This window comes from Streptomyces sp. NPDC036815, from assembly GCF_055609205.1.
Map to the genome: position 1 here is coordinate 1,325,191 of NZ_JBVJPW010000001.1, position 24,525 is coordinate 1,349,715.

Sequence of the window (24,525 nt, forward strand, 5' to 3'; positions counted from 1 at the left end):
GTGGCAAATGGCCCATGGCGTTGTCAGAGGTCTGGCGTAAGGTCGAAAGCAGTCGGGAACATCAGCACCAACCGCCGGGGAGGGGCCGCAGTGCTCATCGACACGTATGGCCGCGTAGCCACTGACCTGCGCGTATCACTGACCGACCGCTGCAATCTGCGCTGTACGTACTGCATGCCGGAGGAAGGCCTGCAGTGGCTGGCCAAGCCCGACCTGCTCACCGACGACGAGATCGTCCGCCTCGTGCGCATCGCCGTCACGCGGCTCGGCATCACCGAGGTCCGCTTCACCGGCGGCGAGCCGCTCCTGCGCCCCGGCCTCGCCGGCATCGTCGAGCGCTGCGCCCAGCTCGAACCCCGCCCGAAGATGTCCCTGACGACCAACGGCATCGGCCTCAAGCGCACCGCAGAGGCCCTCAAGGCCGCGGGCCTCGACCGGGTCAACGTCTCCCTGGACACCCTGCGCCCCGACGTGTTCAAGACACTCACCCGCCGTGACCGCCACAAGGACGTCATCGAAGGCCTCGAAGCGGCCCGCGACGCCGGCCTCACCCCGGTCAAGGTCAACACCGTCCTGATGCCGGGGCTGAACGACGACGAGGCCCCCGACCTCCTCGCCTGGGCCGTCGAGAACGAGTACGAGCTGCGCTTCATCGAGCAGATGCCCCTCGACGCCCAGCACGGCTGGAAGCGCGACGGCATGATCACGGCCGGTGACATCCTGACGTCCCTGCGCACCCGCTTCGAACTCACCGAGGAAGGCTCCACGGAGCGCGGCTCGGCCCCCGCGGAGCGCTGGATCGTCGACGGCGGCCCGCACCGCGTCGGTGTCATCGCCTCGGTGACCCGCCCGTTCTGCTCGGCCTGCGACCGGACCCGGCTGACCGCCGACGGACAGGTGCGCACCTGCCTCTTCGCCACCGAGGAGACCGACCTGCGCGGGGCCCTGCGCGCGGCCCCCGAGGACACCACGGACGGCTCGGACGAGACGATCGCCCGCATCTGGAAGCTCGCGATGTGGGGCAAGAAGGCGGGCTCGGGCCTGGACGACCCCTCGTTCCTGCAGCCGGAGCGCCCGATGTCGGCGATCGGCGGCTAGCGCTCTTCGTTCGGACCGGGCCGGGCGTCCCATTCGTCAAGGGCGACGACTTCCTTCAACATCCCGCGCACACCCAGGAATTGGGCGAGATGCTCCCGGTGCTCCTCGCACGCGAGCCACGTCTTGCGCCGCTCCGGCGTGTGGATCTTGGGGTTGTTCCAGGCGAGCACCCAGACCGCGTCGACGCGGCAGCCCTTGGCGGAACAGATGGGGATTTCGTCACTCACAGTCGCGTCCAAGTGCTTCACAACAAGGCGACGCCGAGCAGCCACGGGGGGAGCTGCCCGGCGTCGGTCTGTCGCTCCGACGGGGGATGCGGAGCGCGTACGAAGTATGTCATGGGGGACCCGGTGACTGGCACCGGAACTACATGATTGATCTGAGGTTTTCTTGAGCTTGGCGCAACGTCGACGGTCAGCTCTGTTCGCTCGCCGCGCCCCGCCGCTGGTCGTGCGAGGGCTCCAGGGGATCTTCCTGGGCCGATTCCGCGGCACCGGCGGCGACGGGCGGCGCCAGCATTGGCCGAGAAGGAGCGGGCACGAACGTCGACGGCAAGGACGGAATGTTCTCCCGGCCGGCGTTGGCGATCACGACCGAGACGTACGGCAGGAGGATGCCGAGTACCAGAGCGACGAGCGCGACGTGCCGCTCGACGTTCCACAGCACGGCCGCGGCCACCACGGACACGGTCCGTACCGACATGGAGATCACATACCGGCGCTGCCTGCCCCTGACATCCTCCGCGAGACCCTGCCGGGCCCCCGTGATCCGGAAGACCTGGCCGCTGCTCTGCTTCCGCATCACGCTCCACCGCCCTGTCCGCTGTGCCGGACTCTCCGTGAGACATGCCCCGGTCCGACCGGCTCAACGTTACGCCGCGGCTGCGCAGCCTACGAGACCGGGGCAGCCCTCACCTCGCTGCTCCTGCTGCGCCGTGCCACGTATGGCGGTGCCCGACATGCGCCGTATGGCGGACCGGACGACACTGTCCGTAACGCTCATCCAGAGCTACGAGGAGGCAGCTATGGGCTGGTTGTGGGCGATCATCGTGGGATTCGTGCTGGGGCTGATTGCCAAGGCGATCCTGCCCGGGAAGCAGCACAGTCCGCTCTGGCTGACCACGGTGTTCGGCATCATCGGAGCCGTCCTGGGCAATTGGCTCGCGACGCAGTTCGGCATCAACGAGACCAAGGGCATCGACTGGGGCCGTCACGCGTTGCAGCTGGTGGCGGCGGTGGTCGTCGTCGGCCTGGGTGACGCGGCGTACAAGATGATCCGGGGCAATCGACGAACGGCCTAGCAGCACGCACGGAGAGGGCCGGGTCCGCACGGACCCGGCCCTCTCGTGTGCGCGGAGCCGGTCAGCCGGCCGTGACCTCGACCGCGGCCAGGTTCTTCTTGCCGCGGCGCAGCACCAGCCAGCGGCCGTGCAGCAGCTCCGAGCGGTCCGGCACGGCGTCCTCGGCGGCGACCTTCACGTTGTTCACGTAGGCACCGCCCTCCTTGACCGTGCGCCGGGCGGCCGACTTGCTCGCCACCAGGCCGACCTCGGCGAGCAGATCCACGACCGGGCCGAGCTCGGCGACCTCGACGCGCGGGAGCTCGGAGAGCGCCGCGGCCAGCGTCGCCTCGTCCAGCTCGGCGAGCTCGCCCTGGCCGAACAGCGCCTTCGACGCGGCGATGACCGCGGCGCACTGGTCCGCGCCGTGCACCAGCGTGGTCAGCTCCTCGGCGAGCGCACGCTGCGCGGCACGCGCCTGCGGACGCTCCTCGGTCTGCTTCTCGATCTCCTCCAGCTCCTCGCGGGACTTGAAGGAGAGGATCCGCATGTACGTCGAGACGTCCCGGTCGTCCGTGTTCAGCCAGAACTGGTAGAACGCGTACGGCGTGGTCATCGCCGGGTCGAGCCAGACCGCGCCGCCCTCGGACTTGCCGAACTTGGTGCCGTCCGACTTGAGCATCAGCGGCGTGCCGAGCGCGTGGACCGCGGCGTCCGGCTCCAGGCGGTGGATCAGGTCGATGCCCGCCGTGAGGTTGCCCCACTGGTCGCTGCCGCCGGTCTGCAGCGTGCAGCCGTACCGCCGGTAGAGCTCCAGGAAGTCCATGCCCTGCAGGAGCTGGTAGCTGAACTCCGTGTAGGAGATGCCCTCCTGGGACTCCAGGCGGCGGGCCACGGAGTCCTTGGTCAGCATCTTGTTCACGCGGAAGTGCTTGCCGATGTCGCGCAGGAACTCGATCGCGGACATGCCCGCGGTCCAGTCGAGGTTGTTCACCATCGTCGCGCCGTTCTCGCCCTCGAAGGACAGGAAGGGCTCGATCTGCGAGCGCAGCCTGGCCACCCAGTTCGCGACCGTCTCCGGGTCGTTCAGGGTGCGCTCGGCGGTCGGCCGCGGGTCGCCGATCTGGCCCGTTGCCCCGCCGACCAGGGCGAGCGGACGGTGCCCCGCCTGCTGGAGCCTGCGGACGGTGAGGACCTGCACCAGATGCCCGACGTGCAGGCTCGCCGCGGTCGGGTCGAAGCCGCAATAGAACGTGACGGGACCGTCCGCGAGCGCCTTGCGCAGTGCGTCTTCATCGGTGGACAGGGAGAAGAGTCCCCGCCACTTCAGCTCGTCGACGATGTCCGTCACGGTCTCGTGTCTCCTTGGGTGTGCCAGTGCGTCGCACGGAAGTGCAAGGTCCGAGGTTATACGCCCTGGCTGATGGAACTCATATTGAAATCCGGGACGCGCAGCGCGGGCATCGCGGCCCGGGTGAACCAGTCGCCCCACTCGCGCGGCAGCGTCTTCTCGGTGCGGCCCGCCTCGGTGGCCCGTCCGAGCAGGTCGACCGGCGACTCGTTGAACCGGAAGTTGTTCACCTCGCCCACGACCTCGCCGTGCTCGACGAGGTACACGCCGTCCCTGGTCAGGCCGGTGAGCAGCAGCGTCGCCGGGTCGACCTCGCGGATGTACCAGAGGCAGGTCAGGAGCAGCCCGCGCTCGGTGGCCGCGACCATCTCCGCCAGGGAGCGGTCGCCGCCGCCCTCCAGGACGAGGTTGTCGACGGCCGGTGTCACCGGCAGCCCGGCCAGGCCCGCGCTGTGCCGGCTGGTGGCCAGGTGAGCGAGGTCACCGGCGCGGATCCACTCGGTGGCGGTCAGTGGCAGACCGTTGTCGAAGACGGAGGAGTCACCGCCCGAGGCGTGCGCGAGCACGAACGGCGCCGACTCCAGACCCGGCTCGTGCGGGTCGCTGCGCATCGTCAGCGGCAGCCCGGCGATCCGCTCGCCCAGGCGGGTCGCGCCGCCCGGCTTGGAGAACACGGTGCGGCCCTCCGTCGCGTCACGGGCCGACGAGGACCACATCTGGTAGATCAGCAGGTCCGCGACGGCGGTCGGCGGCAGCAGCGTCTCGTACCGTCCGGCGGGCAGGTCGACGCGCCGCCGCGCCCATCCGAGGCGCTGCGCGAGCTCCGCGTCGAGCGCCGCCGGGTCCACGTCCTTGAAGTCGCGGGTGGCCCGCCCCGCCCACGCCGACCTGGTGCGGTCGGGCGACTTGGCGTTGAGTTCGAACGTGCCGGTCGGCTGGTCGTGGCGCAGCCGCAGCCCCGTCGACGTACCGAGGTAGCTGGAGACGTACGTGTGGTGCGCGAAGCCGTACAGCTCGCGGCCGCCCGCGCGCGCCCTGGCGAACGCCTCGCCGAGCGCCGGGGCGAAGTCCGCGAAGACGGCGGACGAGGTCTCGGCGGGGGCCTCGGTGAAGTCGGGGGACGCGGCGGTGCCGGTCACCAGGGGCTGCGCGTCCTCGGCGGGGCCCGCGCCGCGCGCCGCCTCCTCGGCGGCCCGCACCAGCGTCTCCAGGTCGTCCGCGGTCACGGCCGAGCGCGTCACGACGCCGGAGGCGGTGCCCTCCTTGCCGTCGACGGTCGCGATGACGGTGAGGGTGCGGCCGCGAGTGACGCCGTTGGTGGTCAGCGCGTTGCCCGCCCAGCGGAGGTTGGCCGTCGACTCCTCGTCGGCGATCACCACGCAGCCGTCCGCGGTGGACAGTTCGAGGGCGCGCTCGACGATCTCGTGCGGCTTGGGTTTGCCCATCGACGGGCTCATCGGCCGGCCTCCTTGCGGGTACCGCTCGGCGGTGAACACGGATGTGGCGGGACCAGTACGGTCGCGGTCGCTATGTGCACGCGGTCAGCCATGCCGGTGAGCGTAGCCGCCCGGGGGCGCGGACACGGCGAAAGACCTTTCCGCTCTCCGTACGGGAGGGGCGCCGCCCGCGGCATCGGCAGCGTGGCCCCGGGCCTACCCCTCCGCTGCCGACTCCGGCCGGGCGGGCGGGACGTCGGGCAGCAGCCCGGCGTCGATGACGTCCAAAGCGACCTTGCTGAGCAGGATCCGGTGGTGGCGTGCGTACCTGCGCATGGAGTCGAAGGCCTTGTTCAGGGGAATGTTCCTGCGGGCCGCCAGGATGCCCTTGGCCTGTTCGATGGTGATGCGGCTCTGCAGGGCGGAGTGCAGCTGGGAGTTGACGACCTCCTGCCGTCCGACGGTGCGGGCGTGCAGCAGGCCGATGGTCGCCGCGTCGGCGAGCGCCTGGGCGAGCCGCAGGTCGTCGGCCGCCAGCGTCCGGTCCCCGGTGTGCAGGAGCAGCAGGCTGCCGATGCTGTCCTCGCGCAGCCGCATCGGCACGGCGCTGGGCGGCGCGTACCCGGCCTGCTGGATCTGCGTGGTCAACCGCGGCCAGCGCGAGGCCGTGTCGTCGGCCGAGACGTCGGGCACGACCTGCTGGGCCGTGCGGTACGCCTCCACACCCGGGCCCTCCTCCACGGCCGCTTCCAGGACGCGCTGCAGTCCGATGCCGGGGTCGCAGGGTGCGGGGCTGTACAGACGGGACCCGGGGTGGGTGAGGAGGACCGCGGCGTCGGTGATGTCCAGGAGTTCGGTGCAGCGGATGGTCATCTGCTGGAGGAAGTCGATGAGGTCGAAGCCCGCTACCAGGGTGTCGGCCAGTTCCACGAACGTGCGTGCAATGTGCTCTTCCCTGCTCATGCTCCTTCTTCCCACATCCCGCTCGGGGGATGGCCGCCGCCCCGAAAGGCCGGAGTTCCCGGCGTTCACCAAGGCAGTTCTCGATCGATCACGGCGCGGGCGGCGTCCGTCAGGGACTGGCCGGAGGAATAGGCCTGTCCCCGCAGCCTGATGAGGGCCTCGGACATCGCGACGCCGAGCCGCTCGCTCAGGACGCCGGTGGCCTGATGGACCTCGGCCCGGTGCAGGTCCACCGCGCCCGCGTGCCCGGGACCGTCCTGACCATTGGTCGACTCCGGCCAGTGCCTCAGCAGATGTGCCGCCAGTGTGTCGGCCACGAACCATCCGTCGGTGAGCTGTTTCTCGCTCAGCGCGCCCACGGAGCGCCGGTAGCCGGTCAGTGTCCCGAGGGGCGCCACTCCCACGCGTACCGGCCAGACGAACATGGCCCCCACACCGAGCTCCCGCGCCTCGGGCACGAACTGGGGCCAGTACTTCATCAACAGGCGGTCGAGGTCGGGTACTTCCCGCGCTTCCGTTCCTTCCGGGAGGAACAGACCGGGCCCCTGTCCCAGGACGAACTGCACGTCTTCCAGACGCGCGCTGGTCTGGTCGCTGAACCAGATCAGCTCGCCCCTCATGGAGACGGCCACGCCATCAAGTCCCAGGGCATGCGCACAGTCGACCGCCCATGCCCGGCGCTGTTCCTCGTTCTCCGCCGAATCCAGGCTGCCCAGCAACTCCTGCACCGTCGCACCATCGTTCACACAGGCTCCCCCTCGGACGTCCCGAACGGACCTGACGCGTCGTATCCACGGTGCAGCGCCGGCCGCCACGTCCACCGTATCCCCGGCCCGCGGCACCCGGAGGGTCTTCCTCCCAACGTCCGCTCCCCACCACCGGGAAGAGGGAACGATCAGAACACGTGAGCCTCGGGAACGCCCCGTTCGAGGGATTGATCGGCCCCGCTGCCACCGTCAGAGCCTGTGTCATATCCCCGGCCGGGCGGGCGGCGTCTGGCACGCACGCTCGCCGCGTTGCCGAAAAGCCCTAGTAGCTCCGCTACGAGGACTTCCCGGCGCCTTGCGATCGCACGCACCAGACGCCGCCCGCTGATCCGACCGGGGATATGACACAGGCTCTCAGGACCGCCCGGACTCCTCGGACGTGTTCAGGATGTTCACCCCGCGGAACACCGCGGTGGGGCACCCGTGCGACACCGAAGCGACCTGGCCGGGCTGGGCCTTTCCGCAGTTGAAGGCGCCTCCCAGGACGTAGGTCTGGGGGCCGCCGACCGCCTGCATGGAGCCCCAGAACTGGGGGGTGATTCCCTGGTAGGCAACGTCCCGGAGCTGCCCGACAAGGCGGCCGTTGCGGATCTCGTACGCCCTCTGCTGGGTGAACTGGAAGTTGTAGCGCTGCATGTCGATGGACCACGAGCGGTCGCCGACCACGTAGATCCCGCGGTCGACGCCCGCGATCAGGTCGTCCGTGGAGAGCCCGGCCGGGTCCGGCCGGAGGGACACGTTCGCCATGCGCTGCACCGGCACGTGGGCGGGGGAGTCCGCGTACGCGCAGCCGTTGGAGCGCTCGAAGCCGGTGAGCTTCGCCATGCGGCGGTCCAGCTGGTAGCCGACCAGCGTGCCCTCCTTGACCAGGTCCCAGGACTGCGCGGCCACCCCCTCGTCGTCGTACCCGATGGTCGCGAGGCCGTGCTCGGCGGTCCGGTCGCCCGTCACGTTCATCAGCGACGAGCCGTACGCGAGCGTGCCGAGCTGGTCGAAGGTGGCGAACGACGTTCCCGCGTACGCCGCCTCGTAGCCGAGCGCGCGGTCCAGCTCGGTGGCGTGCCCGATGGACTCGTGGATCGTCAGCCAGAGGTTGGAGGGGTGGACGACCAGATCGTACGAACCGGCCCGGACGCTCGGCGCCCGCATCTTCTCGGCCAATTGCTCGGGAATCATGGAGAGTTCGCCCTCCCAGTCCCAGCCGGTACCCGTGAGGTACTCCCAGCCGCGGCCGGCCGGCGGCGCGATCGTCCGCATCGACTCGAACTCACCGCTCGTCCTGTCGACGGCCACCGCGGTCAGCTCCGGGTGCAGCCGCACGCGCTGCTGCGTGGTCACCGTCCCCGCCGTGTCCGCGTAGAACTTGTTCTCGTGCACGGTGAGCAGCGAGGCGTCCACGTGCGCGACACCGTCCGCGGCGAGCAGCCGCGCGCTCCAGTCGGCGAGCAGCCCCGCCTTCTCCTCGTCCGGCACCGTGAACGGGTCGATCTCGTACGAGGAGATCCACGTCCGGTCCGCGTGCACCGGCTCGTCCGCGAGCTCGACCCGGTCGTCCGTGCCCGCGGCCTTGCCGACCTGCGCGGACAGCTTGGCCATCGCCACCGCCTGGGAGGCGACCCGGGCCGCCGCGTCCATGGTCATGTCGACGCCCGAGGCGAAGCCCCAGGTGCCGCCGTGCACCACGCGCACCGCGTACCCGAGGTCCGTGCTGTCGGAGGAGCCGGACGGCTTGGCGTCGCGCAGCCGCCAGGACGCGCTGCGCACCCGCTCCAGGCGGAAGTCCGCGTGGTCGGCGCCGAGCGCCCTGGCGCGGGCCAGCGCGGCGTCGGCGAGCGCCCGCAGCGGCAGCGCCGTGAAGGCTTCATCGATGGAATGAGGCACGCGTGTCTCCCCTGCTTTCGGCACCGGTCGCGTCCGATCATGTCGCCCCGGCGGCCCGGGGGCCAGGGGTCCCGGCCCTTGAGGCCAGGGCTTTCTGTAGGGATCTGACAGCGAGGCCTCTGCGCCACTGTCGGTCGTCGATTCTCCGTATCGAGGACGGTACCGATAGGTTTTCGAGGTACCAGACAGCTATCGAAAGGGTGATCCGTTGAGCCGCTCGGTTCTCGTCACCGGAGGAAACCGGGGCATCGGCCTCGCCATCGCCCGCACCTTCGCCGACGCCGGCGACAAGGTCGCGATCACCTTCCGCTCGGGTGAGCCACCGCAGGAACTCACCGACGCCGGTGTCCTCGCCGTCAAGTGCGACATCACGGACCCCGAGCAGGTGGAGCAGGCCTACAAGGAGATCGAGGAGAAGCACGGGAACGTCGAGGTCCTGGTCGCCAACGCCGGCATCACCAAGGACCAGCTCCTGATGCGCATGACCGAGGAGGACTTCACGTCCGTCCTCGACACCAACCTCACCGGCACCTTCCGTGTCGTCAAGCGCGCCAACCGCGGCATGCTGCGCGCCAGGAAGGGCCGCGTCGTCCTCATCTCCTCCGTCGTCGGCCTCCTCGGCGGCGCCGGGCAGGCGAACTACGCCGCCTCGAAGGCGGGTCTGGTCGGCTTCGCCCGCTCGCTCGCCCGCGAGCTCGGGTCGCGCAACCTCACCTTCAACGTCGTAGCCCCCGGTTTTGTCGACACCGACATGACCAAGGTGCTGACGGACGAGCAGCGCGAGGGCATCGTCGCCCAGGTGCCGCTCGGCCGCTACGCGCAGCCCGAGGAGATCGCCTCCGCGGTGCGGTTCCTCGCGTCCGACGACGCCTCGTACATCACTGGAGCCGTCATCCCCGTTGACGGCGGATTGGGCATGGGTCACTGATCACCATGAGCGGAATTCTCGACGGCAAGAAGATCCTGATCACGGGCGTTCTGATGGAGTCCTCCATCGCGTTCCACGCGGCCAAGGTCGCGCAGGAGCAGGGCGCCGAGGTCATCCTCACCGCCTTCCCGCGCCCCACGCTCACCGAGCGCATCGCCAAGAAGCTGCCCCGGCCCGCCAAGGTCATCGAGCTCGACGTGACCAACCAGGAGCACCTGGACCGCCTCGCGGGCCTGGTCAAGGACGAGCTCGGCGGCCTGGACGGCATCGTCCACTCCATCGGCTTCGCCCCGCAGGGCGCCTTCAACTTCCTGGAGGCGACCTTCGAGGACGTCTCCACGGCGATGCACGTCTCGGCGTTCTCCCTGAAGTCGCTCACCATGGCCTGCCGCCCGCTGATGCCGAACGGCGGCTCCGTCGTGGGTCTGACCTTCGACGCGCAGTACGCCTGGCCGAAGTACGACTGGATGGGCCCGGCCAAGGCCGCCCTCGAGGCGACCTCGCGCTACCTCGCCCGCGACCTGGGCAAGGAGAACATCCGCTGCAACATGATCTCCGCGGGCCCGATCGGCTCCATGGCCGCCAAGTCCATCCCGGGCTTCGGCGACCTCGCGGACATCTGGAACACCCGCTCCCCGCTGAGCTGGGACATGGCCGACCCGGAGCCCGCGGGCCGCGGCATCGTCGCCCTGCTCTCGGACTTCTTCCCGAAGACCACCGGCGAGATCATCCACGTCGACGGCGGCGTGCACATGATGGGCGCCTGACCAGGGACTTCGACAGGCACCTCGCCCGGCACACGGGACGTTTTCGAGGCCTCGTCCCCCGCGGCGCGCGGGAGGCGGGGCCTCACCCGTTCGGCCCCCCGGCCGGGCGGCGGCGGGGGAGCGGCGCGCACTCTGGAGTGTGCGTCCTTCCGGTGCCGCGGTGCTCGTGGCTCTCGCTCTTGTGGTCGCCGCGCCGAGCGGCCCGCCGCAGGGAGCGCCCCACGCGCGCGGGGCGGCGGACAAGCCCAGGCCCCGGCCCTTCGGTTCGGAGTGCCGTACGGGTGTGGCGGGCCCCGACGTCGTCGCGTACTGCCACAACCCCTACCCCGAGACCGACCGGGTCCGGCTGCACGTGGAGTGCGCCCGGTGGTGGGACATCGACAGCGACTCGCGCCCCGTCGAGGCCGGGCCCGCGATGACGGTGCGGCTCACCGGGCGGTGCTGGAAAGAGGTCCGCTCGGTCTGGGTCAGCCACCAGAAGTAGCGTCGGCCGCGCCGGCCTCGGCGAACCGCTCCGGGCGGCACAGGAACGGATAGCCCGCGGCCTCGGTGGCGGCAGCCTCCGCGTCGCCCGTACGGATCGCGTCGACCAGCCGGGCGTGGTCCATGTGCGACTCGGGGGTCAGCTCCTCGCCGATGTCCTCGCGCAGCCAGTCCCGCAGGACCTCGCCGAGGTCCGCGTACAGCGCCGTCATGACGTCGTTGTGCGACGCCGCGACGACGGCCATGTGGAACGTCGCGTCGGCCGTCACGAACGCCTCCGCGTTCCCCGACGCCCAGGCCTCCTCGCGGCGCGCGAGGAGCGCGTCGAGCTGCTTGAGATCGCGCTCGGTACGGCGCTGCGCGGCCAGTTCGGCGGCGCTCGACTCCAGCGTGCTGCGCAGCTCGGCGATGTGGCGCGGGTCCGCGTCGGCGAACCTGCGCTGCATCACGCCCGCGAGCTCGCTCGTCGCGACCACGTACGTGCCCGAGCCCTGCCGGATGTCGAGCAGACCGTTGTGCGCGAGGGCGCGGACGGCCTCCCTGACGGTGTTCCTCGCCACGCCCAGCTGCTCCACCAGCTCGGGCTCGGTGGGGATGCGGGAGCCCACCGGCCACTCGCCCGAGGAGATCTGGTTGCGCAGCTCGGTGATGACCTGCTCGGAGAGTGCCGAACGGCGAGGAGTGGTCAGCGGCATGACGTTCCTTCGTACGGGGCGGGTGAGAGGAGCCGGGGCGGGGTGAGCGGGGCGGGTGCGGACGGAGTGTGACGTATTCGGATTGGACAGCCAATCATCCCATGATTCTATGATGGCTCCATGGCTAGTGAGGAAACCGGGACGACGACAGCACCGACAGCGATACCCCCCGTACGGACCGGGGCCGCGGAGAAACAGGCCCCCACGCGCGCGTGGGCGACGCGACTGGTCATCGTCGGCATCGTCCTCGCGGCCATGAACCTGCGCCCCGCCATCACCAGCCTGGGCGCCCTCCTCGAAGACGTGCGCGACGGCCTCGGCATGAGCGGCACCCTCGCCGGACTGCTCACCTCCGTACCGCCCCTCTGCTTCGCGGTCTTCGGAGTGATGGCCCCCCGCTTCGCCCGGCGCTTCGGGCCCAGCGCGGTGGTCTGCGTCGGCATGGCCGCGATCGCCGCGGGCCTGGTGATCCGGCCTTTCGTCGGCGGCACCGCGGGCTTCCTCGCCGCCACCGCGCTCGCCCTCATGGGCATCGCGGTCAGCAACGTCCTGATGCCGGTCATCGTCAAGCGCTGGTTCCCCGACCGCGTCGGTTCGATGACGGGCCTGTACTCGATGGCCCTGGCCCTCGGCACCTCCCTCGCCGCGGCCCTCACGGTCCCGGTGGCCGACGCGCTGGGCCAGGGCTGGCAGGGCGGACTCGTCGTCTGGGCCGCGCTGGCCGTCGTCGCCGTCGTGCCGTGGATCCCGCTGGTCCGCGAGCGGGGCCCGGTCTCCGCCGCCGCCCCGGAGCACATCAGCGCCACCGTCCGGCAGGAGGACGCCGGACTGCGCATCACCCACAGCCGCACCGCCTGGGCGCTCGCCGTCTTCTTCGGGCTCCAGGCCACGGCCGCGTACATCACGATGGGCTGGATGCCGCAGATCTTCCGTGACGCGGGCGTCCCCGCGGGCGAGGCGGGCGTGCTGCTCGCCGTCACGATGGCCATGGGCGTGCCGCTCGCCTTCGTCATCCCGCGGGTCGCCACGCGGCTGACCAACCAGGGCCCCGTCGTCATCGTCCTCGGCACGTGCGGCCTCGCCGGTTACGCGGGCCTCTACCTCGCCCCGGAGGGCGGCGCGTGGGCCTGGGCACTGTTGCTCGGCATCTCCAACTGCGCCTTCCCGCTCGCCCTCACCATGGTCGGGATGCGGGCCAAGAGCAGCGTCGGCGTGGCCAAGCTGTCGGCCTTCGCGCAGAGCACCGGCTACCTGATCTCGATCCCCGGGCCGCTCCTCGTGGGCGTGCTCTACCAGCACAGCGGCGGCTGGGGTCTGCCGCTCGCGCTCATGGCGGGCCTGATGGTGCCGCAGATCGTCGTCGGCACCCTCGCGGGCCGCAACCGCACGGTCGAGGACGAGGTGGCGGCCAGGGCCGCCGCGGCCTGACCCCGACGGCGGGGGGACGGGCAAAGGGTGCGAGACTGACCGCATGCCCGTCCTCGACCCGAACCCCCAGAACGGCCAGAAGAAGCTGCTCATCGTGCTCGGCGCGATGCTGGCCATCACCGTGATCATCGGCATCATCGCCTCCATCGCCTCACCCTGAACCGACGCCGATGGTGGGGCTAGCACCCCCATCCCCTAGGGGGTCAGTGTCAGGGTCAAGTGGGTGGATCTCCGGATGGGCCGAGGGTCGCCGATCGCCTAACTTCGAGTTGTGCCCGCGACGACGCGGCACGGACACCCGAGGACCACGGAGGCGGCATGTCGGCCCGATCGCACACCCGGCGCGACCCGGCGGAGTCCGGCAGCGTCGAGATCCAGCTCCCGTGGTGGGCGATCGCCCTGCCCGCCATCGCCTTCGCGGCCCTGCTCCTGCTCGTCCTGAACCCGGTGGACGCGCATGCCGCGACCGGCGACCCGGCCGTCACCAACCTGCTGGAGCGCATACAGGCGATGATCCTGCGCACGGCCCCGTGACCCCACCGGGCCCTGCGAGGGGACGTCCGGCACGGGCCCCGGCGCCGGTGCCGTCACTCCTGGCGGGAGACCGCACCAACTCCCTGCGCCCCATGGCACGTTTCATGCGAAGCTGGGACGCATGAGCGTCGCAGAACCCCGCAGGATTGTTCTCTTCCGGCATGCGAAGGCCGACTGGCCGGACGTTTCCGACCACGAGCGGCCGCTCGCCGATCGAGGCCGCAGGGACGCCCCCGTCGCCGGGCGCAAGCTGGCCGACAGCGGCATCCCCTTCGACCTGGCCCTCTGCTCGACCGCGGCACGGACCCGCGAGACCTGGAAGCTCGCCGTCCAGGAGCTGCCGCAGCGGCCGAAGACCGTTTACGAGGACCGGCTGTACGAAGCCTCTCCCGGCGAGCTGATCGCCGTGCTCAACGAAGTCCAGGACGACGTGCAGAACCTCGTCCTGATCGGCCACAACCCCTCGGTCCAGGGCCTGGCGGACGTCCTCTCCGGAGACTCCGAGGGCGACGCCGGGACGCGGCTGCACCGCCGGGGCTTCCCCACCGCCGCCTTCGCCGTGCTGACGTACTCCGGCTCGTGGAAGGCGCTGGAGCCCGGCGTGGCCACCCTCGTCGACTACTGGGCGCCGTCCGAGTAGCTCTTCCCTCACCCATGCAGAAGGGGCCCGGCACCGTAGCGGTGCCGGGCCCCTCGACGCGCGGGGGGACTCAGTCCAGGTGCATGTCCGCCGCCTCGACCTCTTCGCGGGTGATGCCGAGGAGATAGAGGACGGTGTCCAGGAAGGGGACGTTCACCGCGGTGTGCGCGGCCTCGCGGACCACGGGCTTGGCGTTGAAGGCGACGCCGAGGCCCGCCGCGTTCAGCATGTCGAGGTCGTTCGCGCCGTCGCCGATCGCGACGGTCTGCTCCAGCGGGACCCCGGCCTCCGTGGCGAAGCGGCGCAGCAGCCGCGCCTTGCCCGCCCGGTCGACGATCTCGCCGGTCACCTTGCCGGTGAGCTTGCCGTCGACGATCTCCAGGGTGTTGGCCTGGGCGAAGTCGAGGCCGAGACGTTCCTTCAGATCGTCGGTGACCTGGGTGAACCCGCCCGATACGACGCCCACTTGGTAGCCGAGGCGCTTCAGGGTGCGGATGAGGGTGCGGGCGCCCGGCGTGAGCCGGACCTCCGAGCGCACCTTGTCGACGACCGACGCGTCGAGGCCCGCCAGCAGCGCCACCCGCGCGTGCAGCGACTGCTCGAAGTCCAGCTCGCCGCGCATCGCGGCGGACGTCACCTCGGCGACCTCGTCCTCGCAGCCGGCGTGCGCGGCGAAGAGCTCGATGACCTCGTCCTGGATGAGCGTCGAGTCGACGTCCATCACCACGAGGCGCTGGGCCCGGCGGTGCAGGCCCGCCGCGACGACCGCGACGTCCACACCGAGCTTCGCCGCCTCGATCGCGAGGGCCGTGCGCAGGGTCTCGGTCTCCGTGCCGGACACCGCGAACTCGACGGCGGTGACCGGGTACTTGGCGAGCCGGAAGATACGGTCGATGTTGCCGCCGGTGGCCGTTATCCGGGCGGCGATCGCGGCCGTCGACTCCGAGGTCAGCGGGTGGCCGAGGACCGTCACGAGCGAACGCCCGAGACCTCGCGGCCGGTTGTCGCCGATGCCCGAGATGATCTCGGCCTGCATCTTCATGGACTCCGCCCAGCTGTGGACGGTGGCGCGCAGGTCGCCCTCCAGACCGGCGGGCGGCTCGGTCACGAGCGCGCACAGCACGATCCGGCCGCGGGTGACGACCTGCTCGATGTCGACGACGTCGACGGAGTAGGCGGCGAGGGTGTCGAAGAGACCGGCCGTGATACCGGGGCGGTCCTTGCCGAAGATCTTGACGAGAAGCGTCGGGATGTCGGCGGGCTGAGGGGGCTGCGAGGCACTCATGGTGATCCCTACGGTATCCGCACGCTCCCCGCGGACGCGGGCACGGTCCGCGTGCCGGACAGTACGGGTTCCGCCGTGGCGCGGCTTGCCCCTGTCCCGCCCCTTCTGCCCGTTGTGGGCAGGCGTTCCCGCACGCTCCCGGTGTCGGCAGGGGGCGGAGTGGGGGCCTCGGTCAGCGTGGTTTGCGTGGCCCGGGTGGTGGTGGGGGAGGCGGTGGCGGGGGAGGCCAGTCCGTCGAGCGGGAGCGTGGCCGCCGCGCGGAGGGTGGCGGCGGCACGACCGGGCCCACCTCGGTCGGCGCGCCGGAGAGGTCCCGGGGCGGCCGCAAGTAGGGGTTGGTGTCGGGGTTCGGCGGCCGGTGCGGGGTGCCGGGGCGGTACGGGCCGGGGCCGGACGGGGCGCCGGGATCGTACGGGCCGCCGGGTCCGGCCGGGGCATCGGGACCGTACGGCCCGGCACCGTACGGAACACCGGAGGCCGCCTCGTCCGGAGCCTGAGCCCCGGCCCCGGCCCCGGCCCCGGCCCCGGATACGGCTCCGACCCCGACTCCGGCGAGGACCGAAGCCCGGCCCCCCGCCGCCCCCGTCGCCACCGCCAGCAACGCCCCCGCCGCCCCGGCCCCGAGCCCCCACGCCGCCCCGAGCAGAGCCGCCGCCCCCAGCCGCCCGTGCAGCTCGATCCCCGCGCCGAACGCGTCGAAGCCGAGGAGGGAGAGCGAGGCGTCGGCGGACACCTCGGTCAGCCATGCCAGGAGGGGAAGCCCGAGCGCCGTCACGACCCCCAGGCGCACCCCGCACCGCCCCGCGAGCCCGACCGCGGACACCGCACCACGGACCCACGGCGTCCGCACCGCCGTCAGCACTCCCGCGAACAGCATCATGGCGGCCGTCGCGACGCCCAACAGCCATACCCTGCTGTCGAGTTCGGCCAGCCTGCCGAGCGTGAGCGCCTTGTCCGACGGGCCTGTCAGGAGATCGTCCACCGGGTCCGGCAGGAACCGCGTGAGGGCGCCCGTCGCCCTGCCGTCCCACGGCACGAAGAGCCCGACGGGGATACCGAGCCACACGCCGTTCGGCGCCCCGAGGAGCGCGGCGCCCGCGATCCGCTTGGGGTGGTCGTCGCCCACCATCGCGTACGCGGCCGCGGCGAGCCCCGCGGCGACCGCCACGAGCACCACCGTGACCAGCGCGGACGCGGCGGGCCGCACCACCCGGTGGAGCCCGCGCAGGCGGGCGGGGAGCGGAGTCCGCCGCGACGCGAGCAGCGCGACGAGCAGCACCCCGGTCACCCAGAGCGCCCCGCCGAGCAGCGTCGGGCCGGTGTCCACGGTGAACCCGACCGCCGCCTTCGCCTTCGTCAGGTCCCCGAGGCGGTCGGGCAGGAGGCCGCCGATGTCCCCGATCCCGCCGGGCAGCTTGTCGCCGATACCGCCCGGCAGCCGGTCGAGCCCGTCCTCGATCCCCTTGTCGACGCCGAGCCGCTCACCGTCGATCGTGATGAGGTCGTGACCGGCCCAGGCGAGCCCCGCGAGCATCGCCACGAAGAGGGCGATCACGGCCGCCGCGCGCGCGACGAGTTCGGCGGGAGCGATCACGACCCCCGCTCCACGCAGGGAACGCAGGAAGAAGTGGGCGAGGAGCAGCGCCCCCACCAGGCCCACGCCGAGTGGCGCGATATCGATCGTCGTGGTCGCCTCGGCGCCCTTCAGACCGAACGCCGAGACGTCGCCGGACGGTGTGACCGAACCCCCTGCGCCCAGCGCGACGGTGGCCGCCGTCATCGGTCCCAGCGAGCCCACCGCGTCGGCGCCGAGCAGGTGCAGACCGAGCGCGGCGGCCCCCGTCATACCGATGAGCGCCCAACTCACCGCGGCGACCGCGGAGAGCAGCACATCACCCCAACGAAGGCCCTGGCCTTCACTTTTGTATGCGCCGGTAGCCATGAGAAACCCCCGAACCGCGGTGCTCCGCCCCATCGCGCGGCGCAGGCGTTTCATGCGTTACACAGAAGTCATGGGACACATGGCCTTGATAAACGCGATGGGTGAAATGCGCCGAATGAGCATGATCCGTATGCACTGATGGGTTCTTACCACTCTCCGGGCCGGTATCTTCCCCGTCAACGGGGCAACCCGTCACGCCCGTACGCAGTCTTCACAAGGCCCGACTTTCGGTCAGAGGCCTCCGCCTGAAATAGTTCCTCCCGATGTTCGACATCCCTAGACTCCCCATCGATGGGGGCTAGCTCGGGGGACAACTCAGTGGGGCATGGAGTGCCGGAACTCGTACTGGAATTGAATGGCAGGACCTGGACGCTGGACGCGTCCAGGCCGTACACCCTCGGACGTGATCCGCAGGGGGATATCTCGCTCGACGACGCCAGGGTCTCCTGGCGGCACGCGTCGATCAGCTGGAGCGGGCGCAGTTGGGTCATTGAGGACCACGGCAGCACCAACGGCACCTTCGTGCAGGGCCAGCGGATCCATCAGATGGAGATCGGCCCGGGTTCGGCCGTACACCTCGGCAACGCGACCGACGGTCCGCTGGTGAACGTGTCCGGTGGCGTTGCGGGCGCGGCCGCCGTCTCCGCGCCGCAGCACGCCCAGCAGCCGCAGCACGCCCAGCAGCAGGCCGCACCGCAGCACGCGCCCCAGCAACAACAGCACTATCAGCAGCACCAGCAGGAGGCACCGGGCTGGGCCGCGCAGGCATCTCAGCAGCAGGCCGCTCAGCCCCAGGCACCCCAGCAGCACGCACCCCACCAGCAGGCCCCGTACCAGGCGCAGCAGCAGGGCTGGCCGCAACAGCAGCAGCACCAGCCGCCGCAGCAGCACCAGTCGCACGTGCCCCAGCAGCAGGGCGGGCCGTCCGAGGCGTACGCACAGAAGACTCCGGGTTCCGGCGGCGCTGCGGGGGCCCCGCCGGTCTACGGGGACCGCAGCCCGACGACGTTCCACCAGCTGGCGCTCGGCCGCAAGATGCGCATCGGCCGTGCCCTGGAGAACGAGCTCGTCGTCTCCGACCTGCAGGTCTCGCGCCATCACGCCGAGTTCACCGCGACGCCCGACGGGCGCTTCGAGCTGCACGACCTCGGCTCCCACAACGGCACGTACGTCAACGGCCAGCCGATCGCGAAGTCCTCGACGGTCCTCATCGGCCCGAACGACATCGTCGGCGTCGGCCACTCGACCTTCCGCATCGTCGGCGGACAGCTCGAGGAGTTCGTCGACACCGGTGACGTCTCCTTCTCGGCCCGCCACCTGACGGTCACCGTCGACGGCGGCAAGCAGATCCTCAAGGACGTCTCCTTCGGCGTCCCCGAGAAGTCGCTCATCGCGGTCATCGGACCCTCGGGTTCCGGCAAGTCCACCCTGCTCAAGGCGCTCACCGGCTACCGGCCCGCCAACCAGGGCGACGTCCTCTACGACAACCGCAACCTGTACAAGCAGTTCGCCGAGCTGCGCCAGCGCATCGGTCTGGTCCCGCAGGACGACATCCTGCACAAGGAACTGACCGTCAAGAAGGCCCTCAAGTACGCGGCCAAGCTGCGCTTCCCCGCGGACACCACCGAGGCCGAGCGCGAGTCCCGCATCGACGAGGTCCTGCGCGAGCTGAAGCTGGACATCCACAAGGAGAAGAAGGTCACCTCCCTCTCCGGTGGCCAGCGCAAGCGCGTCTCGGTCGCCCTGGAGCTCCTGACCAAGCCCTCGCTGATCTTCCTGGACGAGCCGACCTCCGGCCTCGACCCGGGCATGGACCGCGACGTCATGCAGCTGCTCCGCGGCCTCGCCGACGACGGCCGCACGGTTCTCGTCGTCACGCACTCGGTCGCCGAGCTGGCGATCTGCGACAAGCTCCTGGTGATGGCGCCGGGCGGCTCGGTGGCGTACTTCGGACCGCCGGAGGAGGCGCTGAACTTCTTCGGCTACAGCACCTGGGCCGACGTCTTCTCCGCCTTCGAGAACTACCGCGACTACGACTGGGCGGGCCGCTGGAAGGGCTCGCAGCACTACCAGATGTACGCCGCGGACATCGACGCCGTCGCCGCGCAGTCCGTACAGATGCCGCCGCCGCAGGCGGTGCGACCGCCGAAGCCGCAGGGCTGGGGTTCGCAGCTGTGGACCCTGATCCGCCGCTACGTCTCGGTGATCGCCTCCGACAAGGGCTTCATGGGCCTGATGGTGATACTGCCCGCAGTGCTCGGCATCGTCAGCGTCGTCATCCCGGCCGACTTCGGCCTGGCCCCGCCGAAACCGCCGGTCAAGTTCAACGGCGACGCCGGCACGATCATGCTGATCCTCGCGGTCGGCATGTGCTTCTCCGGAGCGGCCAACTCCGTACGTGAGCTGATCAAGGAACGGGTCATCTACGAACGGGAACGGGCGACCGGCCTCTCCCGCTCGGCGTACCTGATGTCCAAGGTCATCGTCCTCGGCGTCATCACGGCCATCCAGGGCGTCATCATCTGCGGCATCGGCTTCGCCCCGCGCGACCTGCCGGAAGAGGGCCTGATCATGCCCCCGGCCGCGGAGATCTGCCTGACGATCATCGCGCTCGGCTTCACGTCGATGATGTTCGGCCTGGTCATCTCCTCGCTGGTGAAGACCTCCGAGAAGACCATGCCGCTCCTGGTGATGTTCGCGATCGTCCAGGTCGTCTTCACCGGCGTCCTCTTCCAGGTCTACGGCTCGCCCGGCCTGGAGCAGTTCGCCTGGCTGATGCCGTCCCGCTGGGCCATCGCGGGCGCGGGCGCCACGCTCGACCTCGGCCACCTGATGCCGCCGTGGGACCCGAAGAAGCCGGGCGACCTCGACCCCCTGTGGGAGCACTCGGCCACGCAGTGGGGCATCAACATCACGATCCTGCTCGCGCTCGGCGTCATCTGCGGCGTCGCGGTCGCGCGGCTGCTGCGCCGGCACGAGCCGGAAGTCATGCGCAAGTAGCGGATCCCGGTACGCGGAGAACGAGTACGCGGAGAACCGGTACGCGGAGAAGGGCGGCACCCCGTGCGGGGTGCCGCCCTTCGGCGTCCGTGGGCCTCAGCTTCGGCTGAAGAGGTCCATTGATCAGGCGATCAAGGCTCAGGAGGCGCCGTTCGCTCAGTAGGCGCTGTTCACGTTGTCCATCGAGCCGTACCGGTCGGCGGCGTAGTTGGCCGCGGCCGTGATGTTGGCGACCGGGTCGTAGATGTTCGTGGACGTGCCGTCGACGTGGTACGCGTCGAACGTCGGCTTGATGACCTGGAGCAGGCCGATCGACGGGGTGCCGTTGATGGCGTTGATGTCCCAGCCGTTCACGGCCTGCGGGTTGCCCGCGGACTCACGGATGATGTTGCGGTGCAGACCCTCGTAGGAGCCGGGGATGCCCTTGGACTTCATGATGTCCAGGGACTGGCGGATCCAGCCGTCGAGGTTGTTGGCGTAGACGGGCTTGCGGGCGGCGGCGCGGCTCGCGGCCTCCTGGGCCTTGCGCTCGTCCTCGGCCTTCTTCTTCGCGGCGGCCTCGTCGGCCGCCTTCTTGGCGTCCTCGGCCTTCTTCTTCTCCTCGGCGGCCTTCGCGGCGTCGTCCTTGGCCTGCTTGTCGGCGCTGCTGTGCTGCTTGATGACACCGGCGCGGACGGCCTGCTCGGCCTCGACGTTCTGCTTGAAGGCCACCGGGGCGGCATCGAGGCTCTGGGTCTCGGTGCCCGCATCGGCGCTGCCCGGCACGAGGGAGAACGCGAGGGCGGCGGCGCCGAGCGTGGCGACACCGGCGATCGAGAACTTCTGCGTCTTGGTCACGGCGGAGCGACTATGACCAGGGGTGGTGTGCTTGGACATGCGAGATGGACCTCTTCGGATAGCGGAGGTCGCTCTGGTCCGGCGGGGGGACAGATTGCTTCTCCGGCACAAACGCCGCGGTGGTCAGACCGCGGCGCCGAGCGACGGGAGCAATTGTTAGCGGGCGCAAAATTCGGTGGCAAAGCCGTGACGTACGATGCCGGGTAGTGGATCAGGGGGTCGGGGGAGGCCCGCAGCGGGCCCGGATCCCTGCCCCGTAAAGGGAACTCTCATCCACTAGGGGTCTTCGTACGTGACGTTGGTCCTATGCGCGGGCTCACATCGGCCAGGTAACAGTCTCACCGTGCGTTGCTGACGCAACGCTCTCAGTGAGCACCCTGCTCCGGGAGGACGAGGCGGCCGCCACCCGCCCCGCGAGGGCCTTTGCCCCGGTCCCGGACCATCGGACTAGGGCCCGGGGCCTAGGCGGAGGCCGCCACAGGTCGGATACGCACGGTCACACCCCGCCGGTACGGTGTGACCATGAGTCAAGGACCCCGATCCGGCCTGACCGCGGTGAGTTCCGCGCTCCTCGCCATGAGCAGGCACCTGGAGGTGCGCGACGTCCTCAAGACGATCGTCGCCTCGGCCCGTGAGCTGCTCGATGCCGAGTACGCCGCGCTCGGAGTCCCCGACGACCACGGAGGCTTCGCCCAGTTCGTCGTCGACGGCGTCAGCGAGGACCAGTGGAAGGCCATCGGCCCCCTGCCCCGGCAGCATGGCATCCTCGCCTCGATGCTGCAGAAGGGCGAGACCGTCCGGCTCGGCGACGTGCGCGAGGACCCCCGCTTCGGCGGCTGGCCCTCCGCCCACCCGGAGATGTCCGACTTCCTCGGCGTGCCCATCCACTCCGACGACGAGACGCTCGGCGCCCTCTTCCTCGCCAACAAGAACTGCCCCAAGCCCCAGGGCGGTTGCGGCTTCACCGAGGACGACACGGAGCTCCTCTCCATCCTCGCCCAGCACGCCGCCATCGCCCTCACCAACGCCCGCCTGTACGAACGCAGTCGCGAGCTGACCATCGCCGAGGAGCGCTCGCGCCTCGCCCACGAACTGCACGACGCCGTCAGCCAGAAGCTGTTCTCGCTGCGCCTGACCGCGCAGGCCGCCACCGCCCTGGTGGACCGCGATCCGTCCCGGGCCAAGGGTGAACTGCACCAGGTGGCGGTGCTCGCGGCGGAAGCCGCCGACGAACTGCGTGCGGCCGTCGTGGAGTTGCGCCCGGCCGCGCTCGACGAGGACGGCCTGGTCGCCACGTTGCGCACCCACATCCAGGTGCTGCACCGCGCACACGGCGCGGAGGTCACCTTCGAGAGCCACGGCGTACGGGCCCTGCCCGCCTCGCAGGAGGAAGCCATGCTGCGGGTCGCCCAGGAGGCCCTGCACAACGCCCTGCGCCACTCCGGCGCGGAGCACGTCTCGGTGACCCTGGGCAAGCGCGGCTCCGGAGCCGTCCTGCGCGTCACCGACGACGGCACGGGATTCGACACCAAGGGCGTACGCCGCGCGGGACGCCACCTGGGCCTGGTCTCCATGCGGGACCGGGCGAGCGGGGTCGGCGGGCGGCTGACCGTGCAATCGGAGCCCGGCGAGGGCACCACGATCGAGATGGAGGTCCCCGGTGGCTGACGCGGTGCTCAACACGAGGACAGGGATCCGGGTACTGCTGGTCGACGACCACCAGGTGGTCCGCCGGGGCCTGCGCACGTTCCTGGAGATCCAGGACGACATCGACGTCGTCGGCGAGGCGGCCGACGGCGCCGAAGGCGTCGAGCAGGCCGAGGAGCTGAAGCCGGACGTCGTCCTGATGGACGTCAAGATGCCCGGCATGGACGGCGTGGAGGCGCTGCGCAAGCTCCGCGAACTGGCCAACCCGGCGCGCGTCCTCATCGTCACCAGCTTCACCGAGCAGCGCACGGTCGTCCCCGCCCTGCGCGCGGGCGCCGCGGGGTACGTGTACAAGGACGTCGACCCGGAAGCCCTCGCCGGCGCCATCCGCTCCGTGCACGCGGGCCACGTCCTGCTGCAGCCGGAGGTGGCGGGCGCGCTGCTGTCCCAGGAGGAGGCGGGCCACAGCCACGGCAGGGGAGGCTCGCTCACCGAGCGCGAGCGCGAGGTCCTCGGCCTGATCGCCGACGGCCGCTCGAACCGCGAGATCGCCCGTGCCCTCGTCCTCTCCGAGAAGACCGTCAAGACCCACGTCTCGAACATCCTCATGAAGCTGGACCTGGCCGACCGGACCCAGGCGGCGCTCTGGGCAGTCCGCCACGGTGCGGCGGGCTGAGGGGGAGCGCGGCCGGAGCGTCGCCTTCCGGACTGAGATTCATACCGTCGTGTAGATGTCCCCCGATTGGCGTATCCCTCCGGGTGCTCCGGCGTTCTCCAGTGCGTGCTGCGGCGGCTGGCCGCAGTTTCCGCTCAGGAGGACGTAGAAGTGAAGAACCTGAAGAAGGCCGCTGCCGTCACGATGGTGGCCGGCGGCCTGGTCGCGGCCGGCGCCGGTATGGCCTCGGCCCACGGTGGCGCGCACGCCGACGGTGTCGCCAAGAACTCGCCCGGCGTCGTCTCCGGCAACCTGGTCCAGGCTCCGGTCCACATCCCGGTGAACGCCTGCGGCAACACCGTCACCGTCATCGGCGCCCTGAACCCCGCGTTCGGGAACGTCTGCGCGAACGTCTGACCGCAGCCCCGCGACCCACCGGCCGCTCCCCGGCGGCCGGTTCCGGGCGGCAGGTCCCGTTCCCGGCAACCCCAGCGCGCCGCGCACCCTTTACGACCCCGCAGTCGGGGTCGCCATGTCAGCAGGAGGAGCACTTCCCATGAACAGCATCGCCAAGAAGACTGCCCTGGCCGTCGTCGCCGCCGGTCTCGCCGCGGGCGCTTCCGCCGGAGCCGCGTCCGCCACCTCCGACGCCCAGGCCAACGGCGCCGCCACCAAGTCGCCGGGCGTCGGCTCCGGCAACCTCGTCCAGGCCCCGGTCCACGTCCCGGTCAACGTGACCGGCAACAGCGTGAACGTCGTGGGCCTGCTCAACCCCGCTTTCGCCAACGCGACCGTCAACCGCTGACGCACCGGTCCCGGCACGGGCCCCGCGGACCACTGAGGCCCGCGGGGCCCGACGCACTGCGTGCCCCGCGACACGGGCTCGCGGAGCCTGCGCCGCCGCGGCCT

At 70.8% G+C, this 24,525-nt stretch carries 25 protein-coding genes; 14 read left to right on the forward strand and 11 right to left on the reverse strand.

Annotation, left to right across the window (positions count from 1 at the left end; genetic code table 11):
* The first annotated feature begins 90 nt into the window (after positions 1–90).
* A complete protein-coding gene (gene moaA, locus ACZ69I_RS05965; RefSeq protein ID WP_470830609.1) occupies positions 91–1,098 on the forward strand; it encodes a GTP 3',8-cyclase MoaA in 1,008 nt (335 codons plus the stop codon).
* Here moaA and ACZ69I_RS05970 read toward each other — a convergent pair.
* Both ACZ69I_RS05970 and ACZ69I_RS05975 read right to left on the reverse strand, forming a co-directional pair.
* Complete coding sequence (locus ACZ69I_RS05970; protein ID WP_470830610.1) at positions 1,095–1,325, reverse strand: hypothetical protein; 231 nt, start codon at positions 1,323–1,325, stop codon at positions 1,095–1,097. The genes moaA and ACZ69I_RS05970 overlap by 4 nt on opposite strands.
* Positions 1,326–1,512: 187 nt before the next feature.
* A complete protein-coding gene (locus ACZ69I_RS05975) occupies positions 1,513–1,899 on the reverse strand; it encodes a DUF3099 domain-containing protein (protein WP_389712490.1) in 387 nt (128 codons plus the stop codon).
* Between the two features lie 223 nt (positions 1,900–2,122).
* On the opposite strand from ACZ69I_RS05975, the gene ACZ69I_RS05980 reads away from it, so the two are divergent.
* A complete protein-coding gene (locus ACZ69I_RS05980; RefSeq protein WP_389712489.1) occupies positions 2,123–2,398 on the forward strand; it encodes a GlsB/YeaQ/YmgE family stress response membrane protein in 276 nt (91 codons plus the stop codon).
* A gap of 61 nt (positions 2,399–2,459) precedes the next feature.
* Here the strand turns inward: ACZ69I_RS05980 and tyrS are convergent, their stop codons facing one another.
* The 5 genes from tyrS to ACZ69I_RS06005 all read right to left on the reverse strand — a co-directional run bounded on the left by tyrS (position 2,460) and on the right by ACZ69I_RS06005 (position 8,775).
* Positions 2,460–3,728 carry a tyrosine--tRNA ligase gene (gene tyrS, locus ACZ69I_RS05985; protein ID WP_470830611.1) on the reverse strand — a complete coding sequence of 423 codons (1,269 nt, stop codon included), beginning with the start codon at positions 3,726–3,728 and terminating at the stop codon, positions 2,460–2,462.
* Between the two features lie 56 nt (positions 3,729–3,784).
* Positions 3,785–5,185: a metallopeptidase TldD-related protein gene (locus ACZ69I_RS05990; RefSeq protein ID WP_470830612.1), complete on the reverse strand. Its 1,401-nt coding sequence runs from the start codon at positions 5,183–5,185 to the stop codon at positions 3,785–3,787.
* A gap of 195 nt (positions 5,186–5,380) precedes the next feature.
* A complete protein-coding gene (locus ACZ69I_RS05995; RefSeq protein WP_470830613.1) occupies positions 5,381–6,127 on the reverse strand; it encodes a GAF and ANTAR domain-containing protein in 747 nt (248 codons plus the stop codon).
* 65 nt (positions 6,128–6,192) lie between these two features.
* Positions 6,193–6,873, reverse strand: coding sequence for an ANTAR domain-containing protein (locus ACZ69I_RS06000; RefSeq protein ID WP_470830614.1), 681 nt, complete (start codon positions 6,871–6,873; stop codon positions 6,193–6,195).
* 375 nt (positions 6,874–7,248) lie between these two features.
* Positions 7,249–8,775 carry a TldD/PmbA family protein gene (locus ACZ69I_RS06005; protein ID WP_470830615.1) on the reverse strand — a complete coding sequence of 509 codons (1,527 nt, stop codon included), beginning with the start codon at positions 8,773–8,775 and terminating at the stop codon, positions 7,249–7,251.
* A gap of 208 nt (positions 8,776–8,983) precedes the next feature.
* Between ACZ69I_RS06005 and fabG the strand changes: the two genes are divergently transcribed.
* The 3 genes from fabG to ACZ69I_RS06020 all read left to right on the forward strand — a co-directional run bounded on the left by fabG (position 8,984) and on the right by ACZ69I_RS06020 (position 10,954).
* Positions 8,984–9,703 carry a 3-oxoacyl-[acyl-carrier-protein] reductase gene (gene fabG / locus ACZ69I_RS06010; RefSeq protein WP_389712483.1) on the forward strand — a complete coding sequence of 240 codons (720 nt, stop codon included), beginning with the start codon at positions 8,984–8,986 and terminating at the stop codon, positions 9,701–9,703.
* A 5-nt stretch (positions 9,704–9,708) separates the two neighbouring features.
* Positions 9,709–10,470, forward strand: coding sequence for an enoyl-ACP reductase FabI (gene fabI / locus ACZ69I_RS06015; RefSeq protein WP_467681930.1), 762 nt, complete (start codon positions 9,709–9,711; stop codon positions 10,468–10,470).
* Positions 10,471–10,630: 160 nt separating this feature from the next.
* Positions 10,631–10,954: a hypothetical protein gene (locus ACZ69I_RS06020; RefSeq protein ID WP_467681928.1), complete on the forward strand. Its 324-nt coding sequence runs from the start codon at positions 10,631–10,633 to the stop codon at positions 10,952–10,954.
* Here ACZ69I_RS06020 and ACZ69I_RS06025 read toward each other — a convergent pair.
* Positions 10,938–11,648, reverse strand: coding sequence for a FadR/GntR family transcriptional regulator (locus ACZ69I_RS06025; RefSeq protein ID WP_470830616.1), 711 nt, complete (start codon positions 11,646–11,648; stop codon positions 10,938–10,940). The genes ACZ69I_RS06020 and ACZ69I_RS06025 overlap by 17 nt on opposite strands.
* A 120-nt stretch (positions 11,649–11,768) precedes the next feature.
* Here ACZ69I_RS06025 and ACZ69I_RS06030 point away from each other — a divergent pair, with 120 nt between their 5' ends.
* The 4 genes from ACZ69I_RS06030 (at position 11,769) to ACZ69I_RS06045 (ending at position 14,250) form a co-directional block, all read left to right on the forward strand.
* On the forward strand, positions 11,769–13,076 hold the full coding sequence (locus ACZ69I_RS06030) for a CynX/NimT family MFS transporter (protein WP_470830617.1): 1,308 nt from the start codon (positions 11,769–11,771) through the stop codon (positions 13,074–13,076).
* Between the two features lie 43 nt (positions 13,077–13,119).
* A complete protein-coding gene (locus ACZ69I_RS06035; protein ID WP_107059069.1) occupies positions 13,120–13,236 on the forward strand; it encodes an SGM_5486 family transporter-associated protein in 117 nt (38 codons plus the stop codon).
* Between the two features lie 158 nt (positions 13,237–13,394).
* Positions 13,395–13,610, forward strand: a complete 216-nt coding sequence (locus tag ACZ69I_RS06040) for a hypothetical protein (RefSeq protein ID WP_467681922.1) — start codon at positions 13,395–13,397, stop codon at positions 13,608–13,610.
* Between the two features lie 121 nt (positions 13,611–13,731).
* The gene (locus tag ACZ69I_RS06045) at positions 13,732–14,250 is read left to right on the forward strand and encodes a SixA phosphatase family protein (protein ID WP_467681920.1); all 519 of its coding nucleotides are present in this window, start codon (positions 13,732–13,734) and stop codon (positions 14,248–14,250) included.
* A gap of 70 nt (positions 14,251–14,320) precedes the next feature.
* Here ACZ69I_RS06045 and serB read toward each other — a convergent pair whose 3' ends face one another.
* The gene (gene serB, locus ACZ69I_RS06050) at positions 14,321–15,535 is read right to left on the reverse strand and encodes a phosphoserine phosphatase SerB (RefSeq protein ID WP_467681918.1); all 1,215 of its coding nucleotides are present in this window, start codon (positions 15,533–15,535) and stop codon (positions 14,321–14,323) included.
* Between the two features lie 172 nt (positions 15,536–15,707).
* A complete protein-coding gene (locus ACZ69I_RS06055; protein WP_470830618.1) occupies positions 15,708–17,477 on the reverse strand; it encodes a streptophobe family protein in 1,770 nt (589 codons plus the stop codon).
* 330 nt (positions 17,478–17,807) lie between these two features.
* Here ACZ69I_RS06055 and ACZ69I_RS06060 point away from each other — a divergent pair, with 330 nt between their 5' ends.
* Positions 17,808–20,477, forward strand: coding sequence for an ABC transporter ATP-binding protein/permease (locus ACZ69I_RS06060; RefSeq protein ID WP_470830619.1), 2,670 nt, complete (start codon positions 17,808–17,810; stop codon positions 20,475–20,477).
* Between the two features lie 156 nt (positions 20,478–20,633).
* On the opposite strand, the gene ACZ69I_RS06065 is transcribed toward ACZ69I_RS06060, so the two are convergent.
* Entirely contained in the window at positions 20,634–21,353 is a 720-nt protein-coding gene (locus tag ACZ69I_RS06065) for a transglycosylase SLT domain-containing protein (RefSeq protein ID WP_467681912.1), read from the reverse strand.
* 483 nt (positions 21,354–21,836) lie between these two features.
* Here ACZ69I_RS06065 and ACZ69I_RS06070 point away from each other — a divergent pair, with 483 nt between their 5' ends.
* From ACZ69I_RS06070 to ACZ69I_RS06085, 4 genes are all read left to right on the forward strand, one after another.
* Positions 21,837–22,982, forward strand: coding sequence for a GAF domain-containing sensor histidine kinase (locus tag ACZ69I_RS06070; RefSeq protein ID WP_467681910.1), 1,146 nt, complete (start codon positions 21,837–21,839; stop codon positions 22,980–22,982).
* A complete protein-coding gene (locus ACZ69I_RS06075; RefSeq protein ID WP_467681908.1) occupies positions 22,975–23,637 on the forward strand; it encodes a response regulator in 663 nt (220 codons plus the stop codon). The genes ACZ69I_RS06070 and ACZ69I_RS06075 overlap by 8 nt, the downstream gene beginning before the upstream one ends.
* A gap of 150 nt (positions 23,638–23,787) precedes the next feature.
* Positions 23,788–24,033: a chaplin gene (locus tag ACZ69I_RS06080; protein ID WP_467681906.1), complete on the forward strand. Its 246-nt coding sequence runs from the start codon at positions 23,788–23,790 to the stop codon at positions 24,031–24,033.
* A gap of 139 nt (positions 24,034–24,172) precedes the next feature.
* Positions 24,173–24,421: a chaplin gene (locus ACZ69I_RS06085; protein ID WP_467681904.1), complete on the forward strand. Its 249-nt coding sequence runs from the start codon at positions 24,173–24,175 to the stop codon at positions 24,419–24,421.
* Positions 24,422–24,525 lie beyond the last annotated feature (104 nt).

Coding starts and splice junctions, on each gene's coding strand:
- ACZ69I_RS06025 (WP_470830616.1), bottom strand. CDS start 11,648: ATGCCGCTGACCACTCCTCGCCGTTCGGCACTCTCCGAGCAGGTCATC.
- serB (WP_467681918.1), bottom strand. CDS start 15,535: ATGAGTGCCTCGCAGCCCCCTCAGCCCGCCGACATCCCGACGCTTCTC.
- ACZ69I_RS06070 (WP_467681910.1), top strand. CDS start 21,837: ATGAGTCAAGGACCCCGATCCGGCCTGACCGCGGTGAGTTCCGCGCTC.
- ACZ69I_RS06045 (WP_467681920.1), top strand. CDS start 13,732: ATGAGCGTCGCAGAACCCCGCAGGATTGTTCTCTTCCGGCATGCGAAG.
- ACZ69I_RS05995 (WP_470830613.1), bottom strand. CDS start 6,127: ATGAGCAGGGAAGAGCACATTGCACGCACGTTCGTGGAACTGGCCGAC.
- ACZ69I_RS06030 (WP_470830617.1), top strand. CDS start 11,769: ATGGCTAGTGAGGAAACCGGGACGACGACAGCACCGACAGCGATACCC.
- ACZ69I_RS06065 (WP_467681912.1), bottom strand. CDS start 21,353: ATGTCCAAGCACACCACCCCTGGTCATAGTCGCTCCGCCGTGACCAAG.
- ACZ69I_RS05975 (WP_389712490.1), bottom strand. CDS start 1,899: ATGCGGAAGCAGAGCAGCGGCCAGGTCTTCCGGATCACGGGGGCCCGG.
- ACZ69I_RS06040 (WP_467681922.1), top strand. CDS start 13,395: ATGTCGGCCCGATCGCACACCCGGCGCGACCCGGCGGAGTCCGGCAGC.
- ACZ69I_RS06055 (WP_470830618.1), bottom strand. CDS start 17,477: ATGGCTACCGGCGCATACAAAAGTGAAGGCCAGGGCCTTCGTTGGGGT.
- ACZ69I_RS06035 (WP_107059069.1), top strand. CDS start 13,120: ATGCCCGTCCTCGACCCGAACCCCCAGAACGGCCAGAAGAAGCTGCTC.
- ACZ69I_RS05980 (WP_389712489.1), top strand. CDS start 2,123: ATGGGCTGGTTGTGGGCGATCATCGTGGGATTCGTGCTGGGGCTGATT.
- fabI (WP_467681930.1), top strand. CDS start 9,709: ATGAGCGGAATTCTCGACGGCAAGAAGATCCTGATCACGGGCGTTCTG.
- ACZ69I_RS06085 (WP_467681904.1), top strand. CDS start 24,173: ATGAACAGCATCGCCAAGAAGACTGCCCTGGCCGTCGTCGCCGCCGGT.
- ACZ69I_RS05990 (WP_470830612.1), bottom strand. CDS start 5,185: ATGAGCCCGTCGATGGGCAAACCCAAGCCGCACGAGATCGTCGAGCGC.